Origin of the sequence: Hungatella sp. SL.1.14, assembly GCF_024460495.1 — a bacterium.
GTDB lineage: Bacteria > Bacillota > Clostridia > Lachnospirales > Lachnospiraceae > Hungatella > Hungatella hathewayi.
In genome coordinates this window covers 76,334-92,959 of record NZ_JANFYJ010000025.1, presented here as the reverse complement: position 1 = coordinate 92,959, position 16,626 = coordinate 76,334, and the positions used below count along the sequence as shown (strand labels likewise).

The 16,626-nt window shown below is 47.2% G+C and carries 13 protein-coding genes; 1 reads left to right on the top strand and 12 read right to left on the bottom strand.

Features of this window, described 5'->3' with window-relative positions:
- Positions 1 to 14: 14 nt before the first annotated feature.
- The 12 genes from NE473_RS23315 to NE473_RS23260 form a co-directional block, all read right to left on the bottom strand.
- Positions 15 to 959, bottom strand: coding sequence for an ROK family glucokinase (locus tag NE473_RS23315; protein WP_022030431.1), 945 nt, complete (start codon positions 957 to 959; stop codon positions 15 to 17).
- An 81-nt stretch (positions 960 to 1,040) separates the two neighbouring features.
- Complete coding sequence (gene tkt, locus NE473_RS23310; RefSeq protein WP_155560955.1) at positions 1,041 to 3,020, bottom strand: transketolase; 1,980 nt, start codon at positions 3,018 to 3,020, stop codon at positions 1,041 to 1,043.
- Positions 3,021 to 3,039: 19 nt separating this feature from the next.
- Positions 3,040 to 4,296 (bottom strand): DUF5711 family protein, encoded by a 1,257-nt coding sequence (locus NE473_RS23305; protein ID WP_155560954.1) that lies wholly within the window; start codon positions 4,294 to 4,296, stop codon positions 3,040 to 3,042.
- A 97-nt stretch (positions 4,297 to 4,393) separates the two neighbouring features.
- A complete protein-coding gene (locus NE473_RS23300; protein ID WP_155560953.1) occupies positions 4,394 to 5,764 on the bottom strand; it encodes a LysM peptidoglycan-binding domain-containing protein in 1,371 nt (456 codons plus the stop codon).
- A gap of 62 nt (positions 5,765 to 5,826) precedes the next feature.
- Positions 5,827 to 6,426, bottom strand: a complete 600-nt coding sequence (gene yyaC, locus NE473_RS23295) for a spore protease YyaC (protein ID WP_006771823.1) — start codon at positions 6,424 to 6,426, stop codon at positions 5,827 to 5,829.
- 118 nt (positions 6,427 to 6,544) lie between these two features.
- Positions 6,545 to 8,347: a sensor histidine kinase gene (locus tag NE473_RS23290; RefSeq protein ID WP_155560952.1), complete on the bottom strand. Its 1,803-nt coding sequence runs from the start codon at positions 8,345 to 8,347 to the stop codon at positions 6,545 to 6,547.
- A 10-nt stretch (positions 8,348 to 8,357) separates the two neighbouring features.
- Entirely contained in the window at positions 8,358 to 9,911 is a 1,554-nt protein-coding gene (locus NE473_RS23285) for a response regulator transcription factor (protein WP_155560951.1), read from the bottom strand.
- An 8-nt stretch (positions 9,912 to 9,919) separates the two neighbouring features.
- Positions 9,920 to 11,434 (bottom strand): extracellular solute-binding protein, encoded by a 1,515-nt coding sequence (locus tag NE473_RS23280; RefSeq protein WP_006771820.1) that lies wholly within the window; start codon positions 11,432 to 11,434, stop codon positions 9,920 to 9,922.
- Positions 11,435 to 11,457: 23 nt separating this feature from the next.
- The gene (locus NE473_RS23275) at positions 11,458 to 12,309 is read right to left on the bottom strand and encodes a carbohydrate ABC transporter permease (protein WP_207636231.1); all 852 of its coding nucleotides are present in this window, start codon (positions 12,307 to 12,309) and stop codon (positions 11,458 to 11,460) included.
- Positions 12,306 to 13,223 (bottom strand): ABC transporter permease, encoded by a 918-nt coding sequence (locus NE473_RS23270; protein WP_243145813.1) that lies wholly within the window; start codon positions 13,221 to 13,223, stop codon positions 12,306 to 12,308. Before NE473_RS23270 ends, NE473_RS23275 begins: the two co-directional genes overlap by 4 nt.
- 35 nt (positions 13,224 to 13,258) lie before the next feature.
- A complete protein-coding gene (locus tag NE473_RS23265) occupies positions 13,259 to 14,707 on the bottom strand; it encodes an FAD-dependent oxidoreductase (protein WP_050797752.1) in 1,449 nt (482 codons plus the stop codon).
- Positions 14,708 to 15,014: 307 nt separating this feature from the next.
- Positions 15,015 to 16,106, bottom strand: a complete 1,092-nt coding sequence (locus NE473_RS23260) for a hypothetical protein (protein ID WP_155560949.1) — start codon at positions 16,104 to 16,106, stop codon at positions 15,015 to 15,017.
- Between the two features lie 210 nt (positions 16,107 to 16,316).
- On the opposite strand from NE473_RS23260, the gene NE473_RS23255 reads away from it, so the two are divergent.
- Positions 16,317 to 16,583: a hypothetical protein gene (locus NE473_RS23255; RefSeq protein ID WP_006771815.1), complete on the top strand. Its 267-nt coding sequence runs from the start codon at positions 16,317 to 16,319 to the stop codon at positions 16,581 to 16,583.
- The last annotated feature ends 43 nt before the right edge of the window (positions 16,584 to 16,626 follow it).

Genomic DNA, 16,626 nt, shown 5'->3' with positions numbered 1-16,626 from the left:
GGAAAATTAGCAAATTAATCCAGGATCTGTCTGGCTGCCCCATAGATACCGGCGTCATTGCCCAGCGTAGCCAGCACGATTCCGCTCTTATTCTTGGAAATAGGGGTATACTGATCGTAATGCTTATAGATGGTATCAATCAGGAACTGTCCCGCCCTTGACACGCCGCCTCCGATTACAAACACTTCCGGATCCACTACCATGGAGATCTGTGCCAGTGCGAGCCCCAGATAATGGCCTACCACCTCCATCGTCTCAAGCGCCAGTGCATCGCCGGCCTTCGCGGCATCCAGCACGTTCTTCGCGGTAATGCGGTCGCCAAATTTCCTCATTGCAGACGGCGCATCCGATGCCGCCATCTTTCTTCTGGCCTCCCGCGCAATGCCCGTAGCGCTGGAAATCTGCTCCACACAGCCTACGCCGCCGCAGTTGCAGTGCTCCGTCTCCTCGTCGCGGATATGAATGTGGCCGATCTCTCCGGCCAGCCCATGCTTTCCGGCAACGATCTTCTGTCCGATGATAACACCGCCGCCAACACCGGTTCCCAGGGTGACCATGACGATATCATCAAAACCCTTACCGCCGCCCTGCCACATCTCGCCAAGAGCAGCCACATTGGCATCATTGCCGCTCTTTACCGGCATTCCGCCGAGGAGCCCGCTTAACTCTTTTCCGGGATTTACATTACGCCAGCCTAAGTTTACGCATACTTCCACAGATCCGTCCGGCATAACCGGTCCGGGAACTCCCAGTCCGGCACCGACCACCTCTTCCATCGGAATCTGCTTCTCCTCCAGAGTCTTTAAGATAGAGGCCGCCACATCACCGATGATATACTTTCCGCCCTCTTCTTTTCTCGTTGGAACTTCCCACTTTAACAGAAGGTCACCTGTCGTTTCGAATAACCCGATCTTTACACTGGTTCCGCCTACATCAATGCCAATACATTTCTTTCCCATTTTGAACGATACTCCTTTTCCCTTTTGTATTATCCGGCGGCGCATTCGGTTTTCCTCCTGCGCCGCATCACATTTTACTGTCTATAAGGATCTTGCAACCTCAGCCACATGATCGGCCGTAAAGCCAAAATGCTCAAACAGCTGGTTTGCCGGACCGCTGGCTCCGAATCCGGTCATGGTCACGCAGGCGCCGTCCAGTCCTACGTATCTGCCCCATCCAAAGTCACTTAAGGCTTCCACTGCCACACGCTTCCGAATAGACTTCGGAAGTACGGATTCTTTATATTCTGCGGACTGTTCCTCGAATAAATCCATACACGGCATGGAAACGACGCGGACCTTTCTGTCAGAAAGAAGCTTCTTCGCATTGACAGCCAGTTCTACCTCGGAACCGCTGGCAATGAGAATCAGATCCGGCGTGCCTTCACAGTCGTCAATTACGTAACCGCCCTTTAACGCCTCTTTGCTGCTGCCTTCCATCGGCGTTAAGTTCTGTCTCGTCAGAACCAGTGCCGTAGGTGTCTTTTTGGAGGTCAGTGCAGAATACCATGCGCACTCGGTCTCAGTCTCATCACAGGGACGGAACACATGGAAATTCGGCATGGCGCGAAGCATGGCCATCTGCTCAATCGGTTCGTGGGTCGGTCCGTCTTCACCGACGCCGATACTGTCATGTGTAAACACATACGTCAACGGTACTCCCATCAGTGAGGAAAGACGCGCCATCGGCTTTGTATAATCGCTGAATACGAAGAATGTGGCAATAAACACGCGCAGTCCGCCGTGAAGCATCATTCCGTTGCCGATCGCCGTCATCGCCAGCTCACGGACACCAAAATGCAGGTTGCGGCCGCCGCGGTTATCTCTGGAGAAATCCCCCAGATCCGACATGTTCGTCTTGTTGGACGGAGCCAGGTCAGCAGAACCTCCGATCAGATTCGGCATATATGTCTTAATTTTATTTAAAATCTTTCCTGATATATTTCTTGTGGCATCGGCCTTTTCCGGTTTGCTCCAGAAGCCTGCACACGCTTCGATGGCTTTTTCACCTGCATTCTCATCGTGATAGGCGTTCCACAGCGCTTCCATCTCCGGATATTCCTCGCAGTAGGCTGCAAACATGACGTTCCATGCGGCTTCCGTCTCCGCCTTTTCCTCTGCAATGCGGGCATAGTGCTCATAGACTTCATCCGGAACGTAGAACGGCTCCATGGATGGCCAGCCCAGGTTCTCTTTCATTGCCAGTACGTTTTCTTCGCCCAGAGGCTCGCCGTGAGCACTGGCCTTGCCCTGCTTGGCCGGACAGCCGAAACCGATCTGTGTCTTAATGGTGATAAAAGACGGATGCTCCGTATCTTCTTTGGCTTCCTCGATGGCTCGTCCGATTGCTTCCAGGTCGTTGCCGTCTTCCACGGTAATCGTCTGGAAACCAAACGCTTCCATACGCTTCTGAACATTTTCCGTAAATGCGATATCGGTGCTTCCTTCGATGGAAATTTGATTGGAGTCATAAAGGACGATCAGCTTGGAGAGTCCCAGCGTTCCTGCCAGTGAGAACGCCTCGGAGGAAATTCCCTCCATCATACAGCCGTCTCCGCCCAACACGTACGTATAGTGGTCTACAACCGGGTAATCCTCTTTATTAAAGACCTCCGCCAGATGAGTCTCCGCAGCTGCCATACCGACAGCCATCGCCATACCGGCGCCCAGCGGTCCTGTGGTGGCTTCAATTCCAACTGTGTGGCCATACTCCGGATGGCCCGGTGTCAAGGAACCCAGCTGTCTGAAATTCATGATATCTTCTTTGGATAAGTCTCCATAACCAAATAAATGAAGCAGGGAATACAGCAGCATGGAACCGTGGCCACCGGATAAGATAAAGCGGTCTCTGTTGGCCCAGTTCGGGTCTGCCGGGTTGTGGTTCATGTGATTTGCCCATAACTCATAGGCAGCCGAAGCACAGCCCAGAGGAAGGCCGGGATGACCGGATTTCGCTTTCTGTATGGCGTCGGCGGAAAGAACGCGAATTGCATTGACTGACATGGTTTCGATCTTACTCATTGGTATTATTCCTCCTGGTCTATTTTAATCTTATCTCTTTCATGTTCTGAGGTCCGGTTACCAGCAGCGTATTGGGAAATCTGCCGTTCCGGATCTTGGATACGGGAAAATCAAATGTTCCTTCAAACTTCAGTCGTCCGGACATATTATAAACCCTGCACGAGTCTTCATTATACAAAATTACATGCTCTCCGTCAATATCGGCCTGGGTGTACTGATAACGAAACGCCTCCGAAAATACGAGGTTTCCGTCAGGACTGTAGACGTCCATCCGGTCCGGATTCTCGCCTTCCGCATTATTTACAATAATCCCCACGTACTTATTCGAATAGAAGACCGCCCTGATCTCCTCCTCCACCACAACCTGCTTAAGCAGCTCCGGCGACAGCGCGTTCTTTGTCGAATAAAAGGATACGCTGTTATCTGCAAATGCACAGGAGTAAGTGTCATCGAGGAAATGGACCCGCGCCACCAGAGAAGACTCGTAAGGCTCGTCAAATCCGCCTACCACTCGATCCGGCACGCTTTTTCCGATTTCCGCAAAATTGTGGAACGCGACACGGCCGTTCAGTGCACCGTTCTTTAAATAGGCGTACGCTCCTATCAGCTGGGTTCCATCCGGGGAAAGGCTGATATCCACGGGGTAGCCGGTCTCTCCGTTTAGCAGCGCCTTGATCTTTACATCCAGAACGCTTCCGTCATTCTTATAAAAATAGATGTAGTTTGAGGTTGAGTCCTCCAGGATCGCCGCGACCACACCATGAGCAGAGACCGTGGCCTTAATGATGGGAAGCAGCGTAGTCGCCGTCCCCGTAGGCCCCGACTTATCAAATATGTAGATGCTGTTGCCCTGCTGATCCGCCACCGCCGCATAATTACCGTTGACACACGCAGTGGGCGACTTCATCTCAAAGCTCTGGACCCAGATCTCTTTTCCCTGGTTATCAATGTAGGAGGCTCCATCCTTGCTGTATTTTAAGACGTTGCCGCCAAAATCCATATAACCCACAAAGCTGCCTTCCTTTAACTCTTTTTCCCACACGACGTCATAACTCGTATACTGGTAGAGCCGGAAATACTGGAACAGGCTGATTCCTGCAGCGATTAAGATCACTCCAATAATCAGAATAATCTTAAGCCGTTTCCTTCTGACGCGCTTTCGGGCTTTCCGTACGATTTCCTCACTGTCTTCTTCCTGAGGGGCTGGGGGCGGAACAATCTGCCGTCTCAGCTGCCTTTTTTTAATTTCTCTGTTCATAGAGTCTAAATCACTCATTATGTTTTCTCCTAAAATGCCGTAACTGGTTTGATTGTAGTATACATCATTTCCGGGAGAAACGCATTATTTTTTTCTTTCCGCGAGTTTGCGGCCTTTAGGGAAGCAGAAGCTTCTGGCCGGATACTATTTTATTTTCATCCTCCAGCCCGTTTAACTCACAGATTTCCTTTAATTTATTTACATCATGATATTCCGATATACAGATCCCATACAGTGTTTCTCCATCCTGAACCACATGAACTCTCTGGGTACCACCGGCCGCAGCCTGGGAGGCACCGCCGGATGAACTCTGGCTTCCGGCCCCCTCTTCTTTAGACGCCCCCTTATTTCCTCCCTGCGTCTGGGCAGACTCCTGACTGTTTCCGCCATCCTGGCCGTTTCCGCTGTTCTGACTGCTTTCGCCGTTCTGACCGCCTCCGCTATTCTGGCCGTTCCCGCTGCTCTGGACGTCTCCGCCAGCCTGAGTATTTTCACTCTTCTGGCCGCTTCCAGCCGCCTGGCCGTCTCCGCCATTTTGATCTTCTCCGCCGTTTTGACTGCCCGGCTGGGTTTCTGACATGGTTTCCTTTGTCACCGCCGCCGTCGTCGGATAGACTCCGCCATCCGCCTCTTCCACGACCACATGGGATTCCGGTTTATCCTTCGCCACCGCGTTATCCTTTCCCATCAGGGCCGACTCCACCCGTTCCGGAATAGCGGATGCGATAACGCTCTCCATCTCCTGCATCCGCTCATAATTATTAAACATTACGATTCCGCCTGCCAGGATCACGATAGACATGGCCATGCACATACCACGTAAAAGCCCAAGAGTCTGGTGCCTGTCCGTCACCTCGTCCTTGTGCTCATCCATCCGCTTTCTGAATTCCTGAATAACCTTCTCATCCGATCCGGACTCAATTCTCCTCACATCCTTCCGGAGAACCATATAATCCTGCATCATCTGATTTCTTTCATAATAAATGCTGTAGCCGCAGAGCTTGTAGAATCCGTCTTCCGACGTTATGTAAACTGATTCGTCTCCTTCCACTCCGCTGCTTAAATACATCAGCTTATTAGGTCCCTGAAAATACTGAACATGCTGCTTCCAGTAATTAAGCGGACTTAAATCATTTCCCGGCGCTCCACACAGAAACCAGCCCAGAACGGACCGTTTCGGAAACAGCTGTTCCACGCTCTGATACGCCTTTTTCCACGCAAGTTCTGAAAAGACCACTTTCTGGCCCTGTTCCGTTACATCTTCCATTTCCATGGCGCCGTCAATAAAGATATACGGCGTCCCATCGTTCATCTCCACGCTTCCGAGCAGTAGGCCGACCCGTAGGTCCTGTCCACCCGCCGGATACAGACGTCTCAAATACGTATTCACGTAATCTTCTACATACAATTTTACGATTGCGTCACGCTCCCCGATCTGCCGTATATTCTTCGGCAGCTTCGGGAACGGATTGTACAATTCTCCCATAGGCTCACCCCGCTATTCATATTAATCCAATGAATCATAGCACAGGATGAGCGCAAAACCTGTCAAAGAAGGGAAGCATTTTCCCATAACTTTTCGACAAGATAAATGCTTCTGCTGATGCAGTCCGCCATCCGCATGACGACAGACAGCCGGATGCTCTGGAGCATTAAGGGATCGAAGCTGCCGCAGCTTCCGACAATACCCGTGATAAAAATGTCGCCTACCGCCTTCAGTTCCTTGCTGACTCCAAGTCCCGGCTTCAGCGAGCCTTTTCCAAGCGTCACATACCCGATATGCTCCATGTTCCCCACGGAGGCATCCACTGCCACCACCACGTGATCCGGGTACTGAAATTTTAAAATTGCCTGGTAGGTCTCTAAATTCATGGCGTGTACAGGGCGTTCCAGTGTCCCCAGAATTTCCACCCGCTCCAGCCGTTTTTCCTTCAGCTTGTACCCGATTAACGGTCCTAAGCTGTCACCCGTGGAACGGTCTGTCCCGATACACAGAAACACAACCCCCGCCGTTTTTCCGTTTTCCTGTTCCATACAGATCAAATCATAAAGCCTCGAGGCAAACTCTTCCGCCTCAAAGGACTGTTTTGTGTCATAGTAATAAACTTCCCGATTGCCGCGGATTGCGATGCGTTCCCATAGTCTCATAATATCCTGCCTTGATGTCCTTCTTATTCTCTGTTCTATTATAAGCCGCGATTTCGGGAATTATTCACTATGATCCGGAAGTCGGCACTTCCTTTTTTCGGTACGGAAAACACCGCACTCAATTCTGTATCTGGCGCTCACGCGGAAAGCTTAAAAATATACACGTTCCCCTTTCCTCTCTGCTGTATAATTTCAAATCTGCCCTCTCTCCAAAGCTTCTTTTCAGTATATAATAAATATTAGGCAGTCCAATCTCCGTATGAGGCGCCTTCGAATCCTCATTCAGCCATATGTCGGTCTCCTTCATTGCATCGAGAAGCTGCTGCTGCTTTTCACGGCTGATACCGATGCTGTTGTCACAGACCGCTATTTTGATCATATCCCCCCGCTGTTTGCAGCTCACCAATATATTAACCCTCTTAACAGATTTGGAAACCCCGTGCACAATAATGTTTTCTATTAAAGGATGCAGTAAAAAGCTGGGCACCATACACTCCTGCAGCTCCGGACTGATCCTGTACTCGGTATCGATCCGGTTGGGATATGCCAGCTCATAGAATCTCATACACAGCTTCACATACTCCAGTTCATCCTCCAGCGTAACAAACTGGTGGATCCGCCTTACATTCGCCCGGAACAGCGCTGCGCATTCACAAACCGCATTGCTGACCTCAGCCGCTCCATATAAGAGCGCCATACTGCTGATGGTTTCCAGTGCATTATAGATAAAGTGAGGATTCATCTGGGATTGTACCGCATAATAGCGCAGCTGAAGCATTTGAACCTCCATCTCTTTTTTCTGCTTTTCTTCCGCCACCGTATTTTCCAGAAGCTGCTCAATCTGTTTCCCCAGAATGTTCAACCTGCATCGAATCTTGTCAATCTCATCTCTGCGTTCCGATTGATATTCCGTATGAAACTCTCCGTCTGCAATCCGGTCCATCTGTCCGATGACCCCTTCGATCCTTGCAGATAAATTCCTGGAAAACTTTGAAATCAGCAAAATGGCGACTGCAACTGCACAGCCACCTATCAGGATGGATATCATAATACTGGTTTTCCAGCCGTCGGTAAACACATTCCCCGGTATCAGGTTGACAATCTGCCAGCTGCCCGTCCCGCCCATCAGCGCCTGCATCAGATAGACCGTTCCATCATGGAACAGATACTTCTCCTGATATCCCTCCTCATAAAGGATCTTAGGCGAGATATCGCTCCAGCGGGGGACCCCTTCTGATTCCGTGTAGGTATAACATTTCCCCGTGTCTGACAGCAAATAACAGTAATTCATGGAATTGCGGGGCAGACCTATCAGTTCATTGAAATAATTCTGATTGATATTTAATACAATGGTCCCGAGTCTTTCCATGGTAGTAACGTTAAATATCTCCCGTTCCACATAGATTTCCCCATCTTCTATCTCCCAGATACACTTCCCCGTCTGAGCTTTCAGCCTCTCCCCGTTTTCACTGTCCCACTGCCTGATAAAATCAAGCCCGGAGGAGCCGCCAGAACCGTACCATATCCCCTGTAAATCTTTTACCACAACAAAGTCGATAAAATGGTAGAAATGGCACATCTGTTCCAACTCGGTTCTTATTCCGTCTCTCGAAAACACATCCAGCGGTTCCGTCCCTGCCTCCGCCAGCAGCTGCTGAAGCCTTTTATTCTGCATCAGTGCAAATATCTGTCCTTCCAGATGCGGAATGTTGCTGTTCACGGTATGGTACTGCTCCTCCGTCAGCTGACGGGCAATTTTCTCGATATTCTGCGTGGATTTTTCCAGGTTTAAGAAAAAACAGAACAGAAACGTCAGCAGAACCGCCGCCGACACGATGGCAGAGTTTATCATGATAATCTCTTTTTTAATACCAATATCGGAGTACCGTTCTTTTAGGTAATTCTTAATCTTTTCTCTCATAGGCTCACCTTCACCTGCATTCTCTGGGCGACATTCCCGTTGCTTTTTTAAATGCCTTGTAAAAGCTGATGTAATTCGTATATCCTATTTTCTCTCCGATCTCCTCGATTGAATACTCCGGATGCTTTAACAGTTCCTTTGCCGCATTAATTTTTTCCTGCAGCACGATCTGATTATAATTGATTCCGGTTTCTTTCTTTACCAGACCACTTAAATATCCGGAAGATACATTAAAGTACCGCGCAGTCCTTTCAAGCGAAATATCGCCGTAAACGTTGCCTCTGACATACTGCAGAACGGCCAAAACCAGAGCAGAATACTTTTTATCCTCCCCTGATCGCTGTTTTAAACATTCCCTGTATATCGCATGTAGCTGTTCCTTCGCCTGTTTAATGTTCATGACGGTGTTGAACCCGTTCATCAGTCCGTGGGCGCCCGTCTCCCCATATTCCATACCGTCAAAGGCCCTCACCAGCAAAACAGAAAAACCATTGAGCGCCGTCCGTATCAGAACAAGATCAGGCGTATAGAACTGTGATATCTCTTCCACCAGTTTATCGAGCGCCAGAACCCCATCTTCATATTTACTGGTCTTTACATTCGTAATTACCGTCTCAAAATACGTCATGATGTGGCTCTCACTGAACTTTAACTGATCTCCGGCAACTGTCTCATATAAAAAATACATGCGTTCCTCTAACTGTAATATCAGCTTTTCATATCGGTCCTGCATCCTGTAAAAATGATTGTTCGCGCAGGTTACCGAAAGAAGGTATTCTTTCTGATCCCCAAAATCACGCAAAATATTTCTCATCTTTTCTTCCGCATATGAGATTTTATCTTTCCTCATGTATTTTTTATACAAAACCAGTGTTATAAAGTAACTGCTGTTTACAAAGGAAACGATCTGGATCAGCGGCGCGATATCTCTGTATTTTTCCATCTCGCTTTCGATCACTGCGGAATCTTTTTCAATGATAGACTTTTGATCGGCGGGCATAACAAAAATCGTATACCCGCCGTCATAGCATTCGTGCTTCTCCGTCTGTTTATCAATCCACGCCTGATCGCAGCAGGGAAGAGTTAATAATAATTGAAACATGCGTTTTCTCTGTTCCCGCTCATAGTTTCTCTTATTTAAATCCAGCTTTTTCTGTAAGCTGATAAAATTGTTGTTCCGCTCTTCTTCTTTCTTAAACTCTTCCCCGATTGCTGACAGGGCGCACTGCAGATCATGTAAGGAAACTGGTTTCAGCAGTATTTGATTTACTTTTAACTGAAGCGCCTTCTGTGCATATTCAAACTTGTCATAACCTGTGATAATCAAAATTTTACTGCCTGGACACTCCTTGCGGATGGCTTCCACCATGGTTAATCCATCCATTTCGGGCATACTGATATCGGTGATAATAATATCCGGTCTGAGCTCCTCTATCATCTTTTTTCCGCTGATCCCATCATACGCCACCCCTTCCAGACAACAGTCAGTTTCATTCCAGGGGCCGTTTTTTTTCAGGGATTCCAAAAAAATCTCATTATCATCGATCAGTACAACCTTATACATAATCTCTCCTATTTAATGTATCCACATTCTTTCAATGTAGATTCCGCAGCCGCTTTATAGGTGCTCAAATGATACGTGTCCTCTAATGTTTTCAGGAAATCATCGAACTCATCCATGTCCCTCTTACCATAGATAAAATTCACCAGTTCCTGCTGCTCGTAGCTTCTTAGATCAACAATGTTGAACTTATCCGGAATCTGAATCAAATTTGTATACACATTGATGCGGTCCAAACCGTAAGCAAAATCCCGGTACTCCGTGAGCGTCGGATATTTTACTCCGTAATAAGGAACATCATCTCTTCCAACCAGCTGGTAATTATAGGACCATGTGATATCAGACATTGCCGGCAGAGCGGTAATCTGATCTCCCTCCTTCTTATAATGGACGCCCTCCACACCGTAGCATACGAGATCAAGTCCCTCGCCGCTTGCAATATAATCCATCAGTTTTAACACCTGATCCCTTTTTTCCGGCGCTATATCCTTCGGCATCGCATATCGGTTCGGAGTGTCGCCCAGATCGATAAAACCGTCATAGGAACCTCCCGGGCCTGCCGGCGGTTCAATCTGGATCCATTCCGCATCCGGATTTACTGCCTTCATCTGTTCCTGAAGGTTGCCCTTTACCATATCCGTCCACGCGATATAGATGATGCCTGCCTCCCCGCGAAATGCCTTATCCCGCTCTGAAAAGTTCTTATTCACCACCAGCTCCGGATCAACGGACCCCGTTGCAATGAAGGATCGGATAAATTCAATCGCATCACGGAATGCAGGGTCTTCCGTGGAATAAACCGCTTTTCCGTCTTTCACATAAAACTGGCCCTCCTGAGTCGTTCCAAACGCCCCAAAGACAGGAGATAAACCAAACAGACCCTGAGAACCGGCCGCCGTCATGCCGGGCGCGGTGAAGCCATACGTGTCATCTACCCCGTTTCCATCAGGATCCTGTTTGGTAAATGCAACCGATACATTCACCAGATCCTCAAGCGTCTTTGGTACTTCCAGCCCCAGCGCATCCAGCCAGTCCTTCCTGACCCAGAGAGAGTGCAGCTTGATAAACGGCCTCTTGCTCAGGGCAACGATTTTTCCGTTTACCATTCCCTTCACCCAGTCCTCCTGCTTCAGAACTTCCTGCACATGGGGCATCTGATCCAGATAAGGAGTCCAGTCCAGCAGAAGATCCTGCTCCGCGTAGGTATGCATCTGCTCGTAATTCAGTGAAAACAGATCCGGAGGGTTTCCTCCCGCCACACGGACATTCAACTGGTTGCTGTATTCATTTTGAACAACGGAAAAATTCATATCCATGTTCAGCCGTTCATTCAAAGCATCCAGGATAGGATCTTCATCCGATGACGCCGGCATTCCGGCGCCTTCAACCAATACTTCTAATTTTACCTTATCCGCGTTTTCCTGTCCAATCTCTTTTGTTTCCTTTTTTTGGCATCCGGACAGCAGCGTCATCCCCGCCAGTCCCAGTAAAACCGCAGCCAATCCATATTTCATCTGTTTTTTCATTCAATTTTCCCTCCTGCACACACTCATCCTTTTACCGCTCCGGACAGCATCCCTTTTTCAATATGCTTTTGAAGCAGAAAATACACAATTAAAACCGGAAATATAACTACTACAACCGCCGCCATCTGTATCGTCAGCGTAGGAACATTAATCTCCGTACTCGCCATCGTAGAAACATCAATAATATTGCGGAGAACTACCTGCAATGGGTTCAGCTTCACATCTGTAATGTAATAAACCGCATTAAAAAATTCATTCCAGTGGTTAACCGCATAATACATTCCAACCGTTGTCACTGCCGGTTTCGACAATGGCAGTACAATATGCCACAGCACCTGAAATTCCCCCGCTCCATCTAACATTGCAGACTCCGCCAGACTTTCCGGCACCCCTTCAAAAAACGTTTTTAATATAATGGTATTATACCCCGTTACCGCCAAAGGAATAATCATCGCCCAAACCGAGTTTAACAATCCTGTTGCTTTTACAACCAGGTAAGTGGGAATAATACTGGCCCCAAAGATCATTGGAAAGAGTACAAATAAGAGCCAGAACTTTCTTCCCGGTAAATCTTTTTTGCTCAGCGGATACGCTAAAGTAACAGTCAGAAGCAGATTAATAAAGGTTCCCACCGCTGTTATAAACACGGTGATCATAAAAGCCCTGGGTATTCCTGAATTTCTGAAAATTTCTTTATATCCCTGCAGTGTAATCCTTTTAGGGATCAATACAAATCCTCCATTTTTAAGCACTTCAGAGTAAGGAGTGAGCGACACTGCAATTACATAAATCAGCGGAAATATATAAATGAATCCTATGACCAGCAAAATCGTATGTACAATAAAATCGACTGATTTATCTGATATTTTACTCACCACATTGACTCCCCCCATCTTTTTGATACCTTATTGGCCGCTACTACCAGGATAAAGCTGATGACAGACTTGAAAAGACCTGCCGCCGCCGCAAGGCTGAAATTCATCTGCTGCAGTCCAACTCTGTATACCCAGGTATCCAGAATATCAGCCACCGGGTAAACCGGAACACTGTACATGATGAAGACCTGTTCAAACCCGGCATCCATAATTGTTCCCAGCTTTAAAATCAGCATCATGATAATCACATTTTTTATGCATGGCAGCGTAATACTTATGATCATGCGGAGACGTCCTGCCCCATCCACTCTGGCTGCTTCGTATAGCGCCGGGTCGATACCCGCCATGGCCGCAATGTAAATGATGGAAGACCAGCCGGCCTCTTTCCATACATCTGTCATGATCAGGATAAAACGGAACCACTTGTCCGAAGATAAAAAGGGAATGGTTTCTCCGGTTGACTGACGTATTGCATGATTAATCAATCCTGTTGACTGGCTGAAAAACACCTGGGAAATACTGTAGATAACCACCCAGGATAAAAAGTACGGCAGAAAAGAAGCCGTCTGGACAGTCTGTCTCAACCGTTTCTTCCTGGCTTCATTTAACAGTAAAGCCAGGCTGATTCCTCCAAACGTAACAAAAACCAATTTATAAAAGCTTATAATCGCCGTATTGGTCAGCAGCTGCCTGAAATTGGGGGATTCAAAAAACATCTTAAAGTATTTATTTAACGGTTCCACCCAGTTACTGCGAAAAATTCCGGCCTGAATGTTATAATCCTTCAGTGCAATTATATTTCCAAAAATTGGAGCATAACGATAGACCACGTAGTAGCAGATGCTTACACTCATCATTACGTATAAGGATATATACCGTTTATAATTTTTTTTCTTCACTGGTATTCTTTCCATCTTCCCATCCCCATTTCTTCTCCAGTGAGTGATTATCAAAACGTCAGCCCCTGCCGTTTCAGCTCCTGATGCAATTTTTCATATTCCAGTTCTGCAGGTATTGTATCATATTTTATACATAAGCCCGCCGCAGCGCCTGCCGCCTGACCAAACCACATGCATGGGATCATATTCCTCGTAAAGCTGTCGATCATGTGACTGACAGAAAGGCTTCTTCCTGCAACCAGAAGATTTCTGATATTCTGCGGAATAAGGCATCGGAACGGAAGCTGGTACTCATGGTGTTCCATCGGTACTCTTTCAGGATATTTTTCCAGCCAGTCTTTATCGGAACCCTCAATCGGCTCCGGCATGTGAACATCCAGATCCTTCGGCAGAGGCCGCTTTACCAGATTCCCACTTAAAAACAGAATAGGATCCTCAAACGTGGCATCTCCATATGCGTCTTCATCAGTCAGTGTGTAAACGCCCTTTATTCGGCGGGTTTCACGCACTCCCAGCCTGGAAGATATATCAATTACAAATGCGTTTTCGAATCCGGGAACGTATTTCCGGGCAAATTCCAGGAGCTTATCAATCTGACGGCGGCATATGATCTCTGCTTTTGTTAAATCATCCGCATCTGTTCCATCCAGAAAGTAGGCTCTTGCGGTATTACAAATAACAGTTCCCCGGCTGGCCCACAGATTTTCCAGTCTGAAATAATGACATTCCGGGAAAAGACCGCCTTCCTCTTTTGCCTGTTCCACAAGCTTGTAGAATCCGCTTAGCCTCTGAACCACGTCTTCTTCTCCTGCCTTCAGTATTCCTCCATTCCGGTACTGCGGCTGTATTTCTTCCGGATTCTCTTCCAGGTACTTTAGTGTTTTATATACGTCTACACCGCCCATCCGTGCCAGGAGAGACAGCGGACGCATCTTTCCATCCTCCTCTCGTCCTTTTACACAGGGAGCTCCTGCCCGATAAGCCAAGTCGGCATCCCCCGTGCAGTCGATCACCTGTCTGGCCAGTATCGCCTGCCTGCCATTCTTATTTTCAATGATAAATCCTCGAATTTCATCTCCCACTACAATGGGCTCTGTTACAATGGTATAAAACAATACAGAGGCGCCCGACTCCATCAGCATCTGTAATGCGCAGGTTTTAAACGTTTCCGGATCAAATGGTATTGTATTTACATTTTTTTCCGGTGAAAGCAGGGGAGCTCCATTCCTTTCTCCCATTCTCTTAATCAATTCTTCTGAAATCCCATTGGCTCTCTTTGCATCCACCAGGGCTGCCATCATTGTTGACGTAGCCACACCCCCTAAAAATGACTGACTCTCAACCAGTAACGTATCTGCCCCCGTTCTGGCTGAAGCAATTGCCGCGGCCAAACCGGACGGCCCGCCCCCTGCAATTGCCACATCACAATTCCTGGCAACAGGAATCTCTTTTTTTTCTTCCCACAGACTTCCATTTACAAATTCAAATTTCGGCTTCATTTTCATCTTCCCTTCGTATTTTTAGTATATGGAAAGTATATATTTCTTAATCAAGTTGTACAATATACCGAATTTCATATTTTATATACTTTTTTTATTCATATAATTATTACTTTACCTGGTTTATTTTGTATTCCATTGTGCATGTTTTATATCAATCTATGACGCCAGCCTTATTTACAGTGCTTGCGGTAATTCCGGCTCCTAATGAGTACTACTAAAAAACCGCCGAGCGGATGATTTTTTAATCCATCCGTTCAGCGGTTATTAAAGTCTGTCTAATATTGAATTACCGGTTCCTGTCAGCCTACCCTTTCATACTCCTGTAAAGCGCCTCCGCCTCACTGATGGTAGTCGCCTTCCCCATCCGGATAAAATCGGCCAGTTCATCTAACTTCTCCGGTACCATAAATTCCGTTCCGAGGTACGACTCATAGTTATCCGTAATGAAAAGCGTCTGCTCTTTTACCTTCACCTCGGCTTCCTTCGCCTCTTCCGAAGCCCGGAGCAGTTCTTCCTCCAGCCGTTCTATCTTCTCTCTGCTGGCGCCTGCGATCTCATCAGATATGATTGTCTTCGTCACCTTTTCAAAGGTATTAAGCGCTTCCTTCTTCTTGCTGGTGATATCGCTTAAGTCCTGCTCGATCTGGGCAATCTCATCATCGTACTTCTCTAAATCATATACGGCCTCATCCCGGTCACGCCTGATGGAATTGGTAATGACACGGATTTTTTTATGATTCGTGCGCATCAGATCGCGGATCTTTCGGCCCTGTTTTAACGCCTCCTGATGGCGTACCTTCGTCTTATTATTAATCAGAATATAGATACCGCCAAAGACAACAACCACGGCAAAATATATCCCTATCAGATAATACGTGGACTTCTCCGAAAGCAGCATATAGATCCCGTACGGAACAGCCAGAAAACAGATGAGGATCGTAACCAGCAAGATAAGAAATTCCGAAAACCCTCTCGTAAAATACAGAGAATAGTACCATGTAGATTTACAGAAGCGGGGGACCCGGTCCTTCTGGAACGTTGTCTTCATCTGCAGCTTCAATTCCCGGTTATCATCATGCAGTTCCTTCGTCTCTTCCGCGATCCGTTCCTTAATTCCCTGGCTCTTCGCCTTTTCCCGTTTGCTCCGAACACGCTTTAAACGGTCCTGACCTTTTGCAATCTCCTTGTCATAGGAACCGTTAATCTCTTCCATACGCTTCTTCACAGTCAGGCTGATCGCATCCGCCACGGCCTTCTTTTCCGCCTCCAGATCCTTCTCCAGCCGCTTTTCATCCAAACGGATTTTATCCAGTGAATTTTTACTCGCAGACAGTTCCTGTACGGCTCTGCACGCCTCAGACAGGAATCCGACCTGGTCTGTTATCGGTTGTGCCATTCGTTGTCGTCCTCCTTCGGTTTTATCCGATTCTTTTCCACAAAAAACGCTAACTTGATTCTATCATATTCTAATCATTTTTACAAATTTTTAATCTCATGTTTTGGGTGATAAATAATAAATCCCTTGCGCCGCTTCCGGCCTTAATGATATAATCAACATCGTATTCATTTTATCGCAGCCACAGGTATACGGAAGGAGGAAAAATCTATGTTTCGCATGTGGGGAAAGATTGTTAAGGACACGAGACTCGTCCGGGATACCGTTATCTGCATCTCAGATTATTCAATGTCCAGGACTGCCATGGTATTTCAGGCTCTTGATGATATCTGCTACGAGTTCGACTTAGGCAAGCCAATCTGGCTGGACGCCACGATACATGAATTTAAAGTTCATGACAAGGCCCGTTTCTTACAGGATAATTTTATCGAGCATATTGATTTCGATTTTCTGGAAATTCAGGTCATTGAAGAATAAATATTAAGGAAAAAGAAATACTTCCCTCCCTGTCATCTGTTAA

Bases quoted from the DNA above. Each gene is read 5' to 3' on its own strand.
- NE473_RS23315 (WP_022030431.1), bottom strand. From the start codon at position 959: ATGGGAAAGAAATGTATTGGCATTGATGTAGGCGGAACCAGTGTAAAG.
- tkt (WP_155560955.1), bottom strand. From the start codon at position 3,020: ATGAGTAAGATCGAAACCATGTCAGTCAATGCAATTCGCGTTCTTTCC.
- NE473_RS23305 (WP_155560954.1), bottom strand. From the start codon at position 4,296: ATGAGTGATTTAGACTCTATGAACAGAGAAATTAAAAAAAGGCAGCTG.
- NE473_RS23300 (WP_155560953.1), bottom strand. From the start codon at position 5,764: ATGGGAGAATTGTACAATCCGTTCCCGAAGCTGCCGAAGAATATACGG.
- yyaC (WP_006771823.1), bottom strand. From the start codon at position 6,426: ATGAGACTATGGGAACGCATCGCAATCCGCGGCAATCGGGAAGTTTAT.
- NE473_RS23290 (WP_155560952.1), bottom strand. From the start codon at position 8,347: ATGAGAGAAAAGATTAAGAATTACCTAAAAGAACGGTACTCCGATATT.
- NE473_RS23285 (WP_155560951.1), bottom strand. From the start codon at position 9,911: ATGTATAAGGTTGTACTGATCGATGATAATGAGATTTTTTTGGAATCC.
- NE473_RS23280 (WP_006771820.1), bottom strand. From the start codon at position 11,434: ATGAAAAAACAGATGAAATATGGATTGGCTGCGGTTTTACTGGGACTG.
- NE473_RS23270 (WP_243145813.1), bottom strand. From the start codon at position 13,223: ATGGAAAGAATACCAGTGAAGAAAAAAAATTATAAACGGTATATATCC.
- NE473_RS23265 (WP_050797752.1), bottom strand. From the start codon at position 14,707: ATGAAGCCGAAATTTGAATTTGTAAATGGAAGTCTGTGGGAAGAAAAA.
- NE473_RS23260 (WP_155560949.1), bottom strand. From the start codon at position 16,106: ATGGCACAACCGATAACAGACCAGGTCGGATTCCTGTCTGAGGCGTGC.
- NE473_RS23255 (WP_006771815.1), top strand. From the start codon at position 16,317: ATGTTTCGCATGTGGGGAAAGATTGTTAAGGACACGAGACTCGTCCGG.